14 protein-coding genes, 2 pseudogenes and 1 riboswitch are annotated in these 18,030 nt (G+C 36.8%); of the genes and pseudogenes, 6 read left to right on the top strand and 10 right to left on the bottom strand.

What is annotated here, in order from left to right; genetic code table 11:
* Positions 1 to 32: 32 nt before the first annotated feature.
* Positions 33 to 2,299 (bottom strand): annotated as a pseudogene (locus KJS69_RS28810) (heavy metal translocating P-type ATPase).
* 289 nt (positions 2,300 to 2,588) lie between these two features.
* Between KJS69_RS28810 and KJS69_RS28800 the strand changes: the two are divergent.
* Entirely contained in the window at positions 2,589 to 3,551 is a 963-nt protein-coding gene (locus KJS69_RS28800; RefSeq protein WP_213587626.1) for a helix-turn-helix domain-containing protein, read from the top strand.
* 623 nt (positions 3,552 to 4,174) lie between these two features.
* Here the strand turns inward: KJS69_RS28800 and KJS69_RS28795 are convergent.
* A complete protein-coding gene (locus KJS69_RS28795) occupies positions 4,175 to 4,675 on the bottom strand; it encodes a MarR family transcriptional regulator (protein WP_213587625.1) in 501 nt (166 codons plus the stop codon).
* 638 nt (positions 4,676 to 5,313) lie between these two features.
* On the opposite strand from KJS69_RS28795, the gene KJS69_RS28790 reads away from it, so the two are divergent.
* The 4 genes from KJS69_RS28790 (at position 5,314) to mgtE (ending at position 10,096) form a co-directional block, all read left to right on the top strand.
* The gene (locus KJS69_RS28790; protein ID WP_213587624.1) at positions 5,314 to 6,681 is read left to right on the top strand and encodes an MFS transporter; all 1,368 of its coding nucleotides are present in this window, start codon (positions 5,314 to 5,316) and stop codon (positions 6,679 to 6,681) included.
* A 196-nt stretch (positions 6,682 to 6,877) separates the two neighbouring features.
* Positions 6,878 to 7,993 (top strand): nitroreductase family protein, encoded by a 1,116-nt coding sequence (locus KJS69_RS28785; protein WP_249730758.1) that lies wholly within the window; start codon positions 6,878 to 6,880, stop codon positions 7,991 to 7,993.
* Positions 7,994 to 8,235: 242 nt separating this feature from the next.
* Entirely contained in the window at positions 8,236 to 8,601 is a 366-nt protein-coding gene (locus KJS69_RS28780) for a DUF1516 family protein (protein WP_213587622.1), read from the top strand.
* A 110-nt stretch (positions 8,602 to 8,711) separates the two neighbouring features.
* Positions 8,712 to 8,877, top strand: a riboswitch (M-box (ykoK) riboswitch).
* Between the two features lie 235 nt (positions 8,878 to 9,112).
* Entirely contained in the window at positions 9,113 to 10,096 is a 984-nt protein-coding gene (mgtE, locus tag KJS69_RS28775; RefSeq protein WP_213587620.1) for a magnesium transporter, read from the top strand.
* Between the two features lie 331 nt (positions 10,097 to 10,427).
* Here the strand turns inward: mgtE and KJS69_RS28770 are convergent, their stop codons facing one another.
* The 3 genes and pseudogenes from KJS69_RS28770 to KJS69_RS28760 form a co-directional block, all read right to left on the bottom strand.
* Positions 10,428 to 10,688, bottom strand: coding sequence for a PhzF family phenazine biosynthesis protein (locus KJS69_RS28770; RefSeq protein WP_249730757.1), 261 nt, complete (start codon positions 10,686 to 10,688; stop codon positions 10,428 to 10,430).
* A 144-nt stretch (positions 10,689 to 10,832) separates the two neighbouring features.
* Positions 10,833 to 10,992, bottom strand: a pseudogene (locus tag KJS69_RS28765) (IS5/IS1182 family transposase); the annotation flags it as partial.
* Positions 10,993 to 11,100: 108 nt separating this feature from the next.
* Positions 11,101 to 11,484 (bottom strand): MerR family transcriptional regulator, encoded by a 384-nt coding sequence (locus KJS69_RS28760; protein ID WP_213587618.1) that lies wholly within the window; start codon positions 11,482 to 11,484, stop codon positions 11,101 to 11,103.
* Between the two features lie 233 nt (positions 11,485 to 11,717).
* Here KJS69_RS28760 and KJS69_RS28755 point away from each other — a divergent pair, with 233 nt between their 5' ends.
* A complete protein-coding gene (locus tag KJS69_RS28755) occupies positions 11,718 to 12,473 on the top strand; it encodes an SDR family NAD(P)-dependent oxidoreductase (protein WP_213587616.1) in 756 nt (251 codons plus the stop codon).
* A gap of 291 nt (positions 12,474 to 12,764) precedes the next feature.
* Here the strand turns inward: KJS69_RS28755 and KJS69_RS28750 are convergent, their stop codons facing one another.
* The 5 genes from KJS69_RS28750 to KJS69_RS28730 all read right to left on the bottom strand — a co-directional run bounded on the left by KJS69_RS28750 (position 12,765) and on the right by KJS69_RS28730 (position 17,388).
* On the bottom strand, positions 12,765 to 13,331 hold the full coding sequence (locus KJS69_RS28750) for an NAD(P)H-dependent oxidoreductase (RefSeq protein ID WP_213587614.1): 567 nt from the start codon (positions 13,329 to 13,331) through the stop codon (positions 12,765 to 12,767).
* Between the two features lie 452 nt (positions 13,332 to 13,783).
* Positions 13,784 to 14,299 (bottom strand): TetR/AcrR family transcriptional regulator, encoded by a 516-nt coding sequence (locus KJS69_RS28745; RefSeq protein ID WP_213587613.1) that lies wholly within the window; start codon positions 14,297 to 14,299, stop codon positions 13,784 to 13,786.
* 979 nt (positions 14,300 to 15,278) lie between these two features.
* Positions 15,279 to 16,466 (bottom strand): MFS transporter, encoded by a 1,188-nt coding sequence (locus KJS69_RS28740; RefSeq protein ID WP_213587612.1) that lies wholly within the window; start codon positions 16,464 to 16,466, stop codon positions 15,279 to 15,281.
* A 160-nt stretch (positions 16,467 to 16,626) separates the two neighbouring features.
* Positions 16,627 to 16,848 (bottom strand): CidA/LrgA family protein, encoded by a 222-nt coding sequence (locus KJS69_RS28735; protein ID WP_213587611.1) that lies wholly within the window; start codon positions 16,846 to 16,848, stop codon positions 16,627 to 16,629.
* Positions 16,849 to 16,992: 144 nt separating this feature from the next.
* Positions 16,993 to 17,388: an LUD domain-containing protein gene (locus KJS69_RS28730; protein WP_374706755.1), complete on the bottom strand. Its 396-nt coding sequence runs from the start codon at positions 17,386 to 17,388 to the stop codon at positions 16,993 to 16,995.
* Positions 17,389 to 18,030: the final 642 nt, after the last annotated feature.

Genomic DNA, 18,030 nt, shown 5'->3' with positions numbered 1-18,030 from the left:
TTACTGAGCTTCCCGGTAACACTCCCATTTTACTATGCCACTGCCCCTTGCCGATTTCCGTCCTCTTGTTTTTGAGATACTTGTATCGGCGTGTTAAATTTTTTAACGTTGAGTGCCCTTATTGCGTTAAGAATTGCTATGACGGATACTCCAACATCAGCGAATACAGCTCCCCACATCGTTGCCATCCCCATTGCTCCTAAAATCAGGACAAATCCTTTGATCCCTAAAGCAAAAACAATGTTTTGTTTGGCGATACGGAGTGTTTTTTTGCTTATCTTCATCACTGTGGCGATTTTGGATGGCTCATCGGTCATAATTACGACATCCGCAGCTTCAATTGCTGCATCTGAACCCAAGCCACCCATAGCGATACCGATATCTGCGCGTGCAAGAACGGGGGCGTCATTGATACCATCACCGACAAAGGCCAGTTTGCCTTTTGCCTTTTTCTGCTTCATTAACTCTTCCACATGTTCAACCTTATCCGCAGGCAATAGCTCTGTATATGCTTTATCTAGTCTAAGCGTAGTAGCAACCTTTTTCCCCACTTCATTGGCATCGCCAGTTAGCATGACGGTCTGCTTGATTCCTGCCGATTTGAGAGCTGTAATAGCGTGGGGAGCGTCCTGTTTAATTTCGTCCTCAACAAGGATATATCCCATGTACTCATTGTCAACGGCTAGATGGACTACAGTCCCAACAAGTTTCTTATCATTGTAGGATATATGTTCACGTTTCATGAGTTTGGCGTTTCCCGCCAACACGACGTTTCCATCAATTACAGATTTCACACCATGACCGGCGATTTCTTCGATATCCTTAATACGGGAGGAATCAATCGCTCTTCCAAATGCCTTCTTGATACTCTGCGCGATGGGATGGTTGGAATAATCCTCTACATATGCTGCCAATTCCAACAACTCCTGACTGGTCATTTTGTCGGAATATATTTCACTGACAACGAAGTTCCCCTTTGTTAGCGTACCGGTTTTATCGAACACGACCATCTCTGTGTTGGCTAAAGCCTCGAGATAGTTGCTTCCCTTCACTAAAACGCCAGATTTGGATGCTCCGCCGATTCCGCCAAAAAAGCTGAGCGGCACGGATATAACCAAAGCACAGGGACAAGAAATGACAAGAAAGATTAAGGCTCTTTCAATCCACATATCGAATGGCTGACCTGTGACAAGTGGTGGAATGATAGCCAAAATAACTGCCGCTAAAACAATGAATGGGGTATAGTATCGGGCAAATTTCGTAATGAAATTTTCACTTTTGCTCTTTTTGTCGGAAGAAGTTTCAACTAATTCAAGTATTTTGGCTACTGTGGACTGGCCGTATTCTTTGTTTACTTGAATGGTCAATTTACCGGTTTGGTTGATACAACCGCTAATCACATCTTCTCCTGTCTGTACTTCCCGTGGAACGGACTCTCCTGTTAGAGCTGAGGTGTCTATTGCGGAGAAACCCTCGGTTACAACCCCATCCAGAGGTACTCGCTCTCCAGGTTTCACTACAATGATCTCATTCATTTGCACCTCTTCCGGGTCAACCCGTATCAATTCCCCATTTCTTAGCACATTGGCATAGTCAGGGCGAATATCCATCAGTTCGGATATTGACTTACGGGATTTTGAAACGGCATAGGATTGGAACAGCTCGCCCACTTGAAAAAACAACATAACAGCAATACCTTCAGGATATTCGCCAAGGCAGAAGGCACCAATCGTGGCTACTGACATGAGGAAGTTCTCGTCGAAAACCTGTCCTCGAGTAATATTCCTCGCTGCTTTCCAGAGGATGTCTCCTCCAACGATAAGATATGGGACAAGATACATCAGGAATTCAGCAATGCCATCTAACTTTAAAAACAGTGCTGCTACAAAACCAACAGATGCAATAAGGATACGCAGCAACCGTTTTTTTTCTTTCTTTGACATGTTCGTATCCTCCTCATATTTGAGTCAGCAACGGCTGTAACATTAAAACCGCTACTGACTCAAATAGTGTAATTTGAATATGGATAATTTTTCCTATTGGTTATGAACCGAATCGACGTTGAAATGTGTCCATCAGCTTAAGCCTCTATCGACACATCCGAATCAATTTTCTTTATAACCTTCTTAGCTTGTTTAAGAACGGCATCGAATTTATCATCCGGAGCCTCAAGAATCATTCTTTGACCCATAAAATTTACCTTCACATCGGTAACATCATCCAGCTTGCGAATGCCATGCTCGATCTTTGCCGCACAACTGCCACAATCTACATCTTGCAGTTTATAGGTTTTTTTCATAAAACAATTTCTCCTTTCAATTATTTTTTATACAATCAAATTATAAGACAATCAAATGATTGCTTGATTGTATTTGAATACGAGTATAATGACTCTATATTTCATTTTCAACAAAATTCGGAAGGTGAGACCGATTGGACTAAAATTTTGGCCGATTGGAATAAATTTTATTAATACAGACAGGGACCATTGATTTATTCGATTAGTACTAAAAGTCTATGTGTTTGTTTTTTTGAAGTAGTGTATATTTACATTATCATTTAGCGGAAAAATTAGTTCCGAGGAAGGAATGAATAATATGGAGGGATCTTTTTTTTCACATATCAATACAGACATGAATTTAGTACAAAATAATCACCATGTTGTTTATCAGCTGAATCCAGATAAGGGGCAAGGTACTGCATCTGTCTATTCTGTAATACCCGGTGTTGAGGTAATCATCTTTAACTTTCAGGCAAGCCACTATATGCCAACAATTCACCCAAACCTAAACATTTTGGAATTAAATCACTGTCATGAAGGACGGGCTGAATGTAAAATGAAGGATGGATGTCTGCAATATATAGGAGAAGGTGATTTGTTCATGAATACAATGAACAACCACAGTAATTGTATTGAATTTCCATTAGAGTACTATAAAGGTATAAACATTACGATTGACTTGGATAAGTTTACAGGTCAACTATCGGAATATCTACCTGATAGTCCAATTGATGTTCCAGATCTTGTTAACCGCTTTTTTTTAAACGATGAATGCTTTTTTATACAGGCGAAAGAGGACATTCAAAATATCTTTAGTGGTATGTATTCAATCCCTCTTGAGGCCAGAAATACTTATTACCGGCTGAAGGTTCTGGAAATTTTAATTTACCTTTATTATTTTGATACTGCTAAAGAGCAGCAGAATAAATTTTATGTCCGGCAAGAAGTTGACATTATCAAACAGATTAAAAAAATGATGACGGAACAATTTGAACAGAGATTTACGATTGATGAACTAGCAAGACAATATTGCATCAGCCCTACTGCATTAAAGGCTACTTTTAAAGGCGTATACGGTGTTTCTATCGGGGTGTATATGAAAGAGTATCGTATCAGGAAAGCGGCTTGTATGTTACTTAAGACTCAAGAAAGTATTGGAGATATCGCTTCGGCAGTGGGATATAAAAGTCAGAGTAAATTCGGAGCAGCTTTTAAAGAGATGTATAAAATTAGTCCTCTCGAATACCGAAGTAAATATGACATAAAATAAAATCCTGAATTTTCTGAACAGAAAAGTTCATGCAAGAATCCCATAGGCGTTAGCTTGCTTGTCGGTTTACAGGTGGTAGTCTCAATCCTTGTGAATACTGAATACTTGAACTAAAAAGTCGCGGTTATCAATTACCTATGCATACCATCGGACTATCGCCCTTCAAGAATTAAATATCGCTCTAAAACTATTATCGGTTAAAACTGGTGTGTTTCACATAAATGTTAGTGACTAAAATCACTGTTCAGGATAAAGACCTGTTCAAAGACCTTAATCTAAGGCTTATTCTAATTGCGGCAAAGCATATTTTTAAACCCAGAGTCTCTTATTCTCAATTGCATTGAATACGTTGGCAATATAGATGTTTTTATTTCTACATTGCCAGGCTAATCTTGTCATAAAAATTTCCCCTTGCCCGCAAAGCTGACCTGATTCCTTTTCCTTCACGGCTCGACATTCATCTTAGTACAATCTTAATGACCTTCTAACTAGGTAGATATCGTTTTACTTTAAGGACATATCCGGCGAAGTTGACACCAAAAAAGAATGTGATGCTCCCTAAATTTCCCTATGGGATATGCCCGGACGGTCCGTTTTTGACTAGATGTAAAGTTGTTAATCCATTATCTTTCGTCCCCTTTCAGAATGTTGTCTTTTTGATCAATCATTGTTTGAAAAAATTTTAGCAAAGTCTGTAGCTCTGAATCGGAAAATGAGTCAAATGCACGAATAAATCTACGCTCTAGCATTTCATGCATCATCGCATGCACCTCAAAGATCTGTCTGCCTTCTGACGAAAGGGAAAAATATACTTCTTTTTTGTTATCGTTCATTTGGCTTCGTTTAATGTAGCCTTCCTTAATTAGGTAGGTGGTGATTTTTGAAATACTCGCCTTGGACAAATTCATTTTCTCAGCAATAGATGTGTTGTTTATTGGCTCATTGTTGCCGATGCAATCAATGACGTGAATATTTGTTATATTATTCGGCCATGAGGTAATTCCTTGCAACCGTGCGAGATGTACGAACTCATCAATCTCGTTAGCGAAAATTTGTTCAAATAAATGCGTAAAGTGGAGAAAGCGTTCGTATAGCAATCGCTTAAGCCCCTCAGATGGATCCATTATACTTATCATCCCCTTCTTTATAATACTATCTTCTACTATAACCAACTTAAAATCAAAGTTGAATGCAATTTGGAGAAGGACGATGAGTAGAACAGGACATTTTAAATAATAGGTTCTGTCTTACTCCGAGCCAACCTTATCTTGAACTATTGTTCTAGTTTATCTCCTTAGACGTAATCCCTCCGTAAATTTTGTTTACCAGTAAACTAACATATTCATTATAGACAATCAATTCCGGAATATTACAGTGAGATTCCCATTTGTCAGTTGTTTTTCTGGCTATGCTCACACTTTAATATGATCCCAGGAAATTGACAAACCCACTTACCTATTATATTGTTTACATGTTAACAAAAATAAATAGAGGAAAGGATAATTTGTTTGATTTACTATAAAATATTTAGTTTACTCTTTAACAATAGTAAGTAATCCAAGGGACATGGCTAAATCTCAAGACTTTAAATTGACCTGAAAAACGAATGGAGGGTTTACATTGAACAAAATAGGGGAGATATAATGATTCATAAAAAGTATATACTTTTAATTCCTTCGTGGTTGTTTCTGCCCCCTTGAAGTTTGTATTTCAGGAACAGAGGCTTATTTTTAAAAGAATAATTTAATTGCGAGGGATTAAAATGACAAGAAAACAAAAGTTATTACTTTATTCCATGTGCTATATGGTGTTGTTTAATGCAATGAATGTAACAATGATGAATGTCGCAATTCCGGAATTTAGAAAAGTATTTGTTTTAACACCTTCTGAAGTAAGTTGGATTACAGTCATTTTTAGCTTGTTCAACGGCATTGCAGCTGTGGCAATTGGAAAATTATCTGATAAGTATCCGATTCGTCGATTGTTTGTTATTGGAATGGCTATTTTTATGGCAGGCTCCTTGATTGGATTCATAAGTCCAAACTATTCATTCATTATCTTTGCCCGAATCCTTCAAGGAATTGGAGGAGGAACTCTTCCGACGTTAAGCTTAGTAGCTGTTGCACGGTATTTTCCAAAAGATCAACGGGGTTATGCGCTTGGCATGGTGTTCGCCATGGTGTCACTTGGTAGTGCAATTGGTCCGATAATGGGTGGGCTTTTAACGGATTCTTTCGGATGGAGCAGTTTATTTTTAATATCGTTTTTCAGTTTAATTACTCTTCCTTTCTATCTTAAATATGCACCGAAGGAGGAAGTGAAGACTGGCAGTCGTTTTGATAAGGTGGGAGCCATTTTATTTATGTTGGCCATCACATCCCTATTGATGGGAATTAATGTAACAGCTTGGCTACTTATCCTTGCAGTCGTTTCTTTTGTTCTTTTTGTATGGCAAGCTCAACGTGCAAACGAACCGTTTATTAATATTGACATATTAAAAAATGTCTCGTTTAGTCTAGTTCTTTTCATGGGTTTATTAAACGCCATTGCTTACATGGCAACGATTTTCATTCTTCCTTTAATGCTTTCAAAAGTGAATGAATTGTCAACGAGTTTGATTGGTCTTGTTTTATTTCCAGGAGGGATGATGACGATCATTTTAGGATCGCAAATTGGAACAATCATTGCCAAACGAGGAAATCGGTTTATGAATCAATTTAGTTTTACCATTATGACCATTGCTTTTCTGGCTCTTTCTACGATCGTCGGAGCCTCTCCCATTTGGATTTCTGTGTTGCTGGTTGTTGTTTGCATAGCCTTTACTGCGAACCAATCAGCCCTTACCAATCGCATATCGGAAATTTTGCCGCCTAATGAGACCGGTACTGGTACAGGATTATTTACCTTTATGATTTTTTTAGGCGCTGCAATTGGTTCTGCATTGTTTAGTCGTTTTCTTGAACTTAACAGCGGACAATGGAATATATTAAATGGACATGCTGATTCTTCCTATAGCAATGCTTTTATTCTTGCAGCTATGACGGTTGTATTGGCGATGGTTGTGCTCGCTTTGGAGAAGTCACTGACCAAAAGGCAGAAAATACGAGTAGATGATGAATATCTTAAATAAGTTTGGAACTTAATTATGAACTATTCTTTGCTTTGTTCCAATGGCGTTAGAGGAAGGGGCGTATCATGTCAGTTGTGCCTACTCATACAACGTATGTTTTTGACATGAATCACCCAGCGCGGTCATTTACCTATTTTAGGTCACATTTTAGCGCCTACTCCAAACTTAAGTCGTTAAATATACAGGGATGCCCTTGGTGCTAAAGGTTGAGATATTTCCCTGTTTCGACAAGGACATTATTTTGATGGGCATGCAAAACGAATTTACAAGGCAACATTTATTGGGGGAATTGTATTTGATTATTTCTAAGACGATAAGAGAACGTAGATCGATTCGGAAATTCAATGGAACTCCGGTAGAAAAAGACCTAGTCATTTCTTTGCTGCATAAGGCTGCTAGCTTGTACGTAGCTCAGGAAACGCCAAAGTGGCGTTGTATTTACTACGGCACGTATGAGTCACGTCAAAAGCTGGCCGAGAGCATGACAGTTAAATTAAAGGAAGGCAAACTTGGCAAACTTGGTCTCAACAAAATGGTGGATTTTTTAACGAAAAAGGTAGCAGATACCCCTGCTCACTTGATCTTTATTGCAGAATCTGCCGTAACTCAGCGACAGAGTGATGAAAATTATGCTGCGGTTTGTAGCATCATGCAAAATTTCCAACTGTTAGGCTGGGAACATGGTTTAGGGATGCTGTGGTACACGGAGCAAATTATTCAAAGCAAATCATTTTTTAAGGAAATTGGTTTGAGAGAAGGGGAAAGGTTTGCCGGAATTTTAAACATAGGATACTTTGAAAAAACACCAAGAACCCGAAAAAGAAGAACACCTGCGGAACAGAAATGGACCGTCATAGGTGGAGAAGATAGGTTGTATTCAGATAATTATCGAGTTACTTCACAAAGCGTTCTTGAATTGCTGAATGATGCCGTCTGGGCACCGAACGATGGATTACGAGAACCGTGGCGTTTTATTTATGTAACAGGCAATGAGGCACCAGGCATACTTCAAACTTCATCTAGAGATGCTGCGTTCCTATTAATTGTAGCTAAAGAAGAAGCCGATCTCCACAAGCAAGAAGAGGATTACGCAGCGATATGTTGTTTGGTCCAGAACTTTCTATTATTGGTTAATTCCAAACCATGGCACGCGCGCCGCATGATTCCGGAATGGATTTATGATCAGGAACAGAGAAAGCTATTTGGGGTTCGACCGCAGGAACGTATTGTCGCGGTGCTGGAGCTCGGAGAAGACGATCAACACTCGAATTCTGTATCCACTCCCTCCATGGTAAACATTACACATCTTTGATCAAGCAATTGAATGTTTGCATTTCGTTTAGAACCTGAAAATCTAGTATAAGGAATTATATCGGCATTCATTGCACTTTCGTTACCAGGTGGGCGTTTTGAAAAGTGTGGGGGTTCTCGCATCTCTTTATTGAGAATGATTATCATTATTGAATCTTTTGGTTTATGACATGATGGCAATGGCAGAAGGGTGTATACACTGCAAAAATGAATAGCAGATAATTATATAAGGAGATGATAAAAATGTTTGACCTATTATTTCAATCACATGCAGGTTTGTGGCGCATTACCATTTTGCTTTTTTTCCTAGCATTTATTTTATTAAAAATAGGAAAACCTAAGGGCAAAAAAATAACGCAAATGATATTGCGCTTGTTATATGTGATTATGATCGTTTCCGGGCTGGGAATGTTAATCGTACTCAAATTCCCATCGTTATACATTGTCAAAGGTATTTTAGCACTGTGGCTCATCTGGACAATGGAATTGATTCTCTCCAAATCGGTGGTAAGGAAGGAGAGTGGTCCTTCTACAAAAGGTTACTGGATTCAGTTTCTTATCGCTTTAATACTCGTTATATTGATTGCAGCCAAAATCATTCGTTTTTAGTTTATGATTTTTTGGTGAATTCCAAAACGTTGGATTATACGTGATTATGATTTATTCCCTTAATCATCTTAGATAAAAGATACGACTACACCAGTAATGATAATCTTATATGGATTCCTCGCTAGGTGAGGCTCCTATGTGGAGACATGCTACTGCCCAGAAATGTCGAAAGACTCCAATGGGTCAACAGGAACCATCGACTTAAGGTGGTTTTTAATGTAGCTGGATGCATATCCTATGCCACATAGTGCTAAAGCTCTGCGGGGGGGGTTTATTCACTATATTTTCAAATGCTGAACATCCTTCTTTGTAGAGGGGTGTTTTTTATGTATTTGGAGACTGTTGTGCTAAGTATATTTTGATTTGATAAGTCTTTAAGGATTTTTCCCCCCTTAGGGTGTTTGAAAGGAGGTGATGGGGATGGCTAATCCCTCGGAAAGTAAATTGTGCATAAAAACGGAAAATAAGATCCCCTCACCTATGGGAGATCATCTTTAAGGAGGTACTTAACATGAGTCTTACGATTTATGAACATGAAACAACAGGAACGTTAATGGAACAAGGGTATGTTGCTTTGCAAGAATCTTTAACAGTTGAGCAAGCAATACGTTATTTGCGAGAGCAGGCACAAGACAAAGAAAATATCCACTACGTCTATATGATTGATCAAAAGCAACAATTAACCGGTGTATTATCCGTACGGGAATTACTTGCGGCAGCTAATACAGAAATACTTGCTAAGATTATGAAAAGAAAGATTGTTTATTTTCCAACCGACTTAGACCAGGAGGATGCAGCAAAGGTATTTCGGGATAAGGATCTTGTTTCCATTCCTGTTGTCAATAAAAGTAAACAATTAATTGGGATTATCCAAGTAGAAGATATTATCGATGTTATTCATCAAGAGGCAGATGAAGATATCGGGAAGCTTACGGCATCTGGAAAGGAAATTAATTTTCATACAAAACCAATGGTGGCAGCTGGAAAAAGACTTCCTTGGCTTATTCTATTATTATTTATCGGGCTAATTTCTGGAGGAATTATGGAAAGCTTTGAAGAGACTTTAGAAACAGTTGTCGCTCTTGCCTTTTTCATGCCGATGATTGCTGGAATGACTGGAAATACAGGAACACAATCGCTTGCAGTCGTTGTTCGTGGTCTTGTATCAGAACAACTTGATCTGAAAAAGACTTCTAAGCTTTTATGGAGAGAATTATTAGTAGGGATTATTATTGGAATAACTTGTGCGATCATCATTACGGTAATTGCCTATGTATGGAGAGGAAGTTTGATGCTGGGGTTTATTGTCGGTTTCTCCCTTTTGTCAACTTTGATTATCGGAACCCTTGCTGGGACGATAATTCCGCTTATATTGTATAAGTGTAAAGCAGATCCTGCCGTTGCATCGGGACCACTGATTACAACGATTAATGATATCCTGTCCCTGCTTATTTACTTTGGCATTGCCACCATGTTTATTTCTAAAATCATGTAAAAATACAATATAATTAAATTAACAGCTTATGTTTTAATTGAAGGTTAGTTTCTTTAAACTTCTGAACTAAGACCGTAGGGTAGTTATCATATTGATAAGTTATCATCGGTAAATAAATATTTCAGTCCTTTTCCATATTTTAAAAATATAGTCCCTATTATATTAACAACCTTATGAAATAATAACACCATTTCATAAGGTTGTACATAAGTGAGTATATATTGGAAAGTAGTGCAGTTTTGGTTGTTTTATCTAAAAATTTCACAGAAATCCAAACAGGTACCCGATTTTCAGACTGTTGAAGTGCAAGATTAACTGGCCCTAAAAATGTCTAATCTTTACTAATCGGTGCTAATGTTGCTATTGTAGCGTGTCCACAAAGGTCTACCCCTTCTTCAGGGGTAAAAAATCTTACTTTAAAATGTGCTGATTCTGACTTCATGACAAAGGCAGTCTCACTAAAACCAATTGCACCTGCAATACTTTTCATACTTTCATCAGATAAAGAATCCGCATCAATCACAACTCCGGCTGGATTGCCTCCTTCTAATGTTTTGGCAAATGAATTTACTGTATATACTTTTAATTTCATATTTTTATTCTCCTAAGCAATGGATAAGGTGATTCTTGATTATCGTTAACTTTTAGTCCTGTAAAACTTCTAATTGATTACCTAATTAAGAGAATATTAAATGCCATAACTTTACTTATCATTAAAGTAAGAAGCTTGGTTAAGCCTTCCGGAACGATAACGAACATGGTTGAGTTGAAAATAGCCTTTGAGATAGGCATTGGCTCGCTCCACTGCAGTACCTCGTAAACAAATGGTTTTCTAAGCTTTTGAATCATGGTGCAGTATTTCTTCTAAGATTGGTGGTTATTTTCACTTTGTACACTCCTAATCAGGAATCGGTCTGTAATTGACGTTATAGGTATAGCTATTCAGAAATGTATGTTTAAGTCAAATACAAAGTCGCTAATTTAGGATTTTATATTTGGCAGAGTCAAAATTTGATGTTCGTTCGTTCAATCTGAGATTCTATTACATCATAAAGAGCAAGTTTATAGTTTATTTTATCCAAGTTAAAATATAGGTCTCTTATGCTTTTCTCAATTTCCTTTTTATGATGGAGCATCATCATTTTTCGTTCCGAAATCGTCGATTCCCCTTCTTTATACAAGTATACATACTTCTGAATTTGAGCAATCGGCATTCCTGTCGCTCTAAGAGCCGTAACAAATTGAATCCAGCTTAAATCATCTTCGTCATATAACCGCTTCCCATTTTCATTTCTCTTCACATGTGGAAGCAGTCCCTCCTTTTCGTAATATCGAAGTGTGGGAGCCGCTATTCCTGTCAATTCAGTAACTTCCCCTATGGTCAACATATGTAAAACTCATCTCCTCCTATTAAAGTGAACATTAAATGTTTTTTTAGCATATCTAATATAAAAATCCTAATTTACGCTATAAAAAAAATGAGGAAGATATGATTAAATCAAATATTTCACTGTTTCATTATACACTTTCTTTTTCAGTGAAAAAGCCTTGACTTAAAGTGAACTTTATAATCTATGATAACAAGGTAATTAAAAATGAGCTTTGAAAGGATGAAGTTACAATGAAAAATATCTCAATCGTCACAGGTGGTAGCCGTGGACTTGGCCGCAATACTGCCATCAGTATTGCCCGTCATGGCGGTGATGTCATCTTAACCTATCGCAGCCAAGCAGAAGAAGCAAAGTCTGTTGTTGCTGAGATCGAATCTCTGGGTCGTCAAGCAGTAGCATTACAACTTGATGTTGGAAACATAGCCAGCTTTACGGCCTTTGTTGAGAAAGTTCGTTCAACCCTTCGGTCTACTTGGGATTGCGACACTTTCAATCATCTAGTGAATAATGCCGGTCACGGAGAAATGGTAGACTATGCCGAAACTACAGAAACTCAGTTCGACAACCTGTTTAATGTGCATGTCAAAGGCGTTTTTTTCTTGACTCAAGCCCTTCTGCCGCTTATTACAGATGGCGGCCGTATTGTGAACTTCTCATCGGGTCTTACTCGCGTTTCATTTCCTGGATTCTCTGCCTATTCTGCCGCAAAGGGAGCGGTCGAGATTCTAACTATCTATTTGGCCAAAGAACTTGGTCACCGAGGTATCACGGCTAATACCATTGCACCTGGAGCAATTGAAACCGATTTTCTAGGAGGTTCTGTACGCGATATTCCTGCTTACAATGACACGTTTGCCTCAATGACTGCCCTTGGTCGAGTCGGCGTACCCGATGACATTGGTCCCGCAGTCGCTAACCTTCTTGAATCGGACAACCGCTGGATTAATGGGCAGAGAATCGAAGTATCGGGTGGTCAGAACATCTGATCGCAAACAATGACAGCAAAAACAGTCCGTCAAACTTAGGTTCGGCAGATATCGATCAAAAAGGCCTTTGACATGATGAAGGATTAGGTGAAAAATGTCTCAATTGTAATGTTCGCAGCTATGGATCGTGTCAGCTATGTTGGTACTACATAATAAAGCCATCTTAGATACTTGGCTGTTTCTGTAAACAGTACAAGTTCTTTTCCTCAACTCGGGACAAGAACTTGTACTGTTTAGACAAGTTTAAAAGATGACTCTTGATAATCATATAAAAAATAATAAAAATATCACTTATAATTGACTTGCCATCGCCTCGATTTGATCCAGCCAATCTATACGTGTCGCCTTGTCGGAGCTCGGTACAGACTCGAAAAATACATGCTGTAGCACTTCTATGCCGCAGTATTCAAATATACCTGTGTCAGAAGTCAATAATAGCGCCTTATCCATGCCGATGGCCACATATTGGGCATGCGATTTTCCTTGCGTGTTAAAGATTAAGGCTTTTTTGCCTTTCAGCATTCCCATTTGTTCACCATTCACGTAACGGTAGGCAAACCCATAAGTAAAGACACGGTCAATATAGCCTTTGACGATTGCAGGCAGTCCGGTCCACCAGATCGGATAGATGAAAATGATGACGTCTGCCCACTTCAGATAATTATGCTCCTGTTCAATATCCTCGCCGATGCCACCCAAAATTTCACTGCTGCTTGCGACGGGTTGAAACTTCATCGCGTACAAATCGCGTACTACATATTCGTGTCCCTTTTGGCGAATACCTCGGATGATAGCTTCCAGAATGGCATGGTTAAAACTTTCTTTTCTTGGATGAGCATACACAATTAAATGGTTCATAAGATTGACTCCTCTCAATTTTTCAGTTCTATTTTCAGTACAAAGTTAGTGATTAATTAATTTTTATATTATCCAGTAATGTTGAAAAACAATAAGTTGACCTGTTACTCTTAATAAAATAGAGGTTCTACTTATTAATTATTGATCAATCAATAATTAATACTGTTGATAATAAGTTAGTCCCATAACGTAAACAAAACAATCACTATAGCTGTAATCCCTAGTCCAATGGATAAAGGGGAAAGAGAATGTTCTTTTTTATTTCCCTTCACGGGTCTCACCTCCTCATAAAGAATACTTCACAATAACTCTTTAACCCCACCAACTAATGATGCAAATAAGAATAATTGTGATAGAAACATAATCAAAACTTTTTAATTTCAACTTCTCACCTCCATAAATTATTGATTAATCAATAATTATCCATTAAATAAATAACCAACTTCATTTGATTATTTATTTTTATCAATAAGTTCAGGGAAATCTAAGAAATAAGAGATATTACATAACATCCCTCTAGCTAAAAAAGTAGTTACTTCTCTTTCGGCATTTTCTATTCCAGCTGAGTTAAACCTTTCTAAAGTGTAACTTCTTATAAGGGCCAGACCATTCTTTGCAGCTTCCTGTATTGCTTTTTCTGTTACGGAAATTCCGATTACCTGCAAAGCGATTTCATTAGGATGTAATGTAGACAGTTCTTCATAAGCTTCAATCATCTTGTTAACGAGTTGTTCTGAGCTCGACTCAACATTTTTAAAAGTTTGAATGATTCTATGAAACGCACGATCTAAGGCTGCGATAAATAGCTCTTCTTTTGTTTTAAAAAATTTAAATACATACGGCTGTGATATACCCGCTTTTTCTGCTATATGTGCAGTTGTTGTATTATAGTAACCTTTTATTGCAAATACTTCTAATCCCGCTTCAAGAATATCTTCCTTACGATTTCCCTTTTTAGGTCTTGCCATATTTTACACCCACTCATTTATATTTATTGATTGATCAATTATAAATTAATATAATACATTTTAGCTCCTAAAACAAGCACAATGACTATTTTTTAAAGAGTTGTTGTTTAAATATCTGTTTTACAAAGACTAAAAATATGTTCTGTTAAGTTTATTTCGTTAGGAAGTTGATACTTTTACCCCACCTCATTTTTTAAGTGGAATAAAATAATATATAATCAAAAAAGCCAAACAATTGATACTAATTGGTTTGGCTCTTTTGATTATTTATGATTGTTAAGATTATATGTGTTATCTAGTTTTGTGTGATTTTTGCTATGCTATTTTCTGTAAAGTATATACTTATCTGATAAGATCAGTTTATTTTTTGCTGCGTCCCTTTAAATACCTTTGAGCAACTTCATTATGTTATGAAAATGGAGATCGCTTAACTCCTCTATGATTTCTTCTAATGACAAATTCTCGAATTCGGCGAGAAAATTCATATCATACGATTGATTCTTGGTTAGCAGAACCCCATACAAAAAGGAAGGCCTTCTACATGTGTGAAACGTCTTTCCGTTTGACAAAATGACATGTTCTACTTTCACAATATCCCCCCAATACTTAAGCAATTAACAATGTGCTTAGAATTGTTATCTGTACTTAGACACTTTATTCACCCCCCCACCTTAAAATAATTTAAATACTCTGAAAAAAAACAATATAGTTATAATTTATTTGAAGATAAATAAAAAACCATAATCCCTTAAAGAACTATAAGGTCTATGGTTTTATTTAGTATAGTTAATACACGTATCTCGGCTGTACCCCTAAAAAGGCCGTTTTGAAACTGAGCATAAAAAGTGATATTCAATTACCATTCATATTGTTCCATCCTTAACATTATGCTCAACCTCTCCTTTAAAATTGATAATGTCATTATCCACAGACTGCTTTGAATTGTAAATAATCATTTTTGATTTTTTCATAGCACCTGTTAAGCAAGCTTAATACATTTTTTCTTTTTACCGTATACGAAATGGAAAGTAAGTCCACAAGCCTGAAAAACAAGTCCGAGGATTGTAACACCAATCCAACCGAACTGCCCCCATAAAGTTGTTCCTAACAGAGACCCCAGTGCGCCTCCTATAAAGTAAGAAAACATAAAAACAGTATTGTTTCTACTAGCATACTCAGTTCTAAGTTTTTGAACTCGCGTTTGATTGGATACTTGGCCAAACTGATTCCCGACATCCAGTAATACGATGGAAATTACTAATGCGACAATATTAGAACCTAAAAGCATTAAGATAAAGAAGCTGACAGATTGCATTGCATACCCAATAAAAACTATATTTTTTTCAGAAATCTTATCAGCCAGCCTCCCTGCAAATGGTGAACACATAGCTCCTGACAGTCCAATAAGGGCTAAGATCCCTGCTTCTTTACTTCCCCAATTGTAGGACGAACTACTTATATAGAAAATCAATGTAGACCAAAAAATAGAAAAGGTACCAAACATAAAGAAACCACTTATAACTGATTCTTGCAATATTTTTTGACTTTTAATTAAAAATGGAATACTTTTTAACGATGAAAAATATGATAGCCCCGAACTAATATTATGATCTTCTTTTGGCAAATTAAAATACAAGATCATAGATAAAATTAATATAACAATGAATCCTAATAAATAAATCATCTTCCAATTAGCATAACTTGCTACGAATCCTGAAACTGATCGTGATAACAAAATACCAGTTAGCAATCCACTTAATAGTTGGCCAGTTACTCTTCCCCGATTTTCTTTATCAACTAAACTGGCTCCGTAAGGAATGATTATTTGAGGGACGATAGAAAGCAGTCCGATTAAAAATGATGAAATGGCAAAAAGTAAAAAATTTGGTGAAAGAAAAGCCATAAGCAAAGATAATGTCGAAAGTAAAGACATTCTAATAATGAGTTTCTTCCTGTTTATCAAATCCCCAAGTGGTACCAAGAATAATAAACCAAGCGCATAACCTAATTGAGTAAGCATAGATAACACTCCGACTGAGCTAATCCCAATGCTAAATGTCTTTGCTGCGTGATTGGCAATCGGTTGGATATAATAAATATTTGCCACGACAATACCACAAGTAACAGAAAGTAAGAAAAATAAGTTCTTGTTTACAGCTTCTTTCATAAAAGAACCTCCAAATTTAACACATTCATGTCTTTTAAAATTAAGAAAATGAGCATTGGCATTATGAAATAATGTCTAATTTATCGTCAATCCGTCATCAACAGTAATTTTTAACCTTTTATCAAGATTCCATTTTATAGGAATGAATGTCCGAAATTCATCAGTCCCACAGCAACTGGAATGAAAAGAAAGCTAAATGCTTCATCAAAAGCGATGTAGCACCTTCAATCCAATGCACAGGAATGATTTTAGTTATAAGTAGTAGAAATAGTAGCATTCCAATCACATTTCCGGGAAGCGGAAGGTGAGTAACTTTCTCGATCCAATAGCCAGCTTCGTTTATAAGCAATAAGCCACAAAGTTGGATAAAGATCTTTTTCATTGTCAAAAACTCCTTATATATGAAATGCGTGGCAGTTATGACTTAAAACATGGTGACAATATTTCATCGTATATGCGTGAAAGTAAAAGCATTTTATATTACTTAAAGCTTAAAATCCTAGAGATTCGCCAACCAGGATAACTTTTATTCTTCCTTCTGTCTTGCACATTCTAGTTTCAATAACGTAAGAACAAATACAATCCTTGGATTTACAATTTCCACAAGAACCATTGATAATACAAAGTGTCTTTGTAGGAGAATGTAAAAATGGATCTGACGAACAGCGTAGACATCCCAATAACAGCTATAACACTTTGCTGCTACTCGATTGCCTACACTATCTACATTAACCAATATACCATCTTCACTTATTGCATTGAAGCTCGTCAAATAGGTATCACATAGCAGTGCTTGACGCATTAAGTCATATCTTTCATCTATTGTTTGGGCTTTATCACGATCAATTATAGTGAAATTACCTTGATATATTTGGTCAATAAGTCCAATTTCTTTAAGTGTAACAGATCCTCCCCATGACACTTATGAGTGTTCTGGGATAAGTGATAGGGCTTTTTTAGTTGCATCTATAGCATTATCACAGTAATAAGCCTCAAATTTTCTACTTTGCAAATTCTTAATTATTTTTGTTGCCAAAAGCTGATATCTCGCTTTTATCAAATTGTCTTTTTTTGCATTTTCGTTCCTCCATTTTGACTTGTTATATTAAATAATTAAAGTTATTGTACGTTTATTATAAGTATAAATACAAAAAAATATTGTGTGTCTATCAGCGACGCGTAAAGAATATGATAAAGATGAAAAAGAAATATGCTGTATGATCAAGATAGCTCCTTTTGTTCAAAGAATGAACTTTTTATATGGAAAAACACATCTATAAGTCTTTTTATAATCAAAAAGAAAAATGATAATAGTTACTGAATTGAGGTAAGTCTATTTAGCACTCACAGAAGTCCGTGATTGTTCAGATTTTACTAAACGCGCATTTCCCATAAATATACTTGATATTAAACCAATACAAACAAATACACATCCAACTATATAAGTTGAACCAGTAAGTTTCCTATTATGAGGAAGGAATTCCAACCCTCAAACGTCGAATAAGTGAGAACCACTTTATGGACGGGTGATGATTTTGGAAAACAAGGAATTAAAAGAAGTTGA

Origin of the sequence: Paenibacillus sp. J2TS4 (assembly GCF_018403245.1) — a bacterium.
GTDB lineage: Bacteria > Bacillota > Bacilli > Paenibacillales > NBRC-103111 > Paenibacillus_L.
This window is presented reverse-complemented; position numbering and strand designations above follow the sequence as displayed.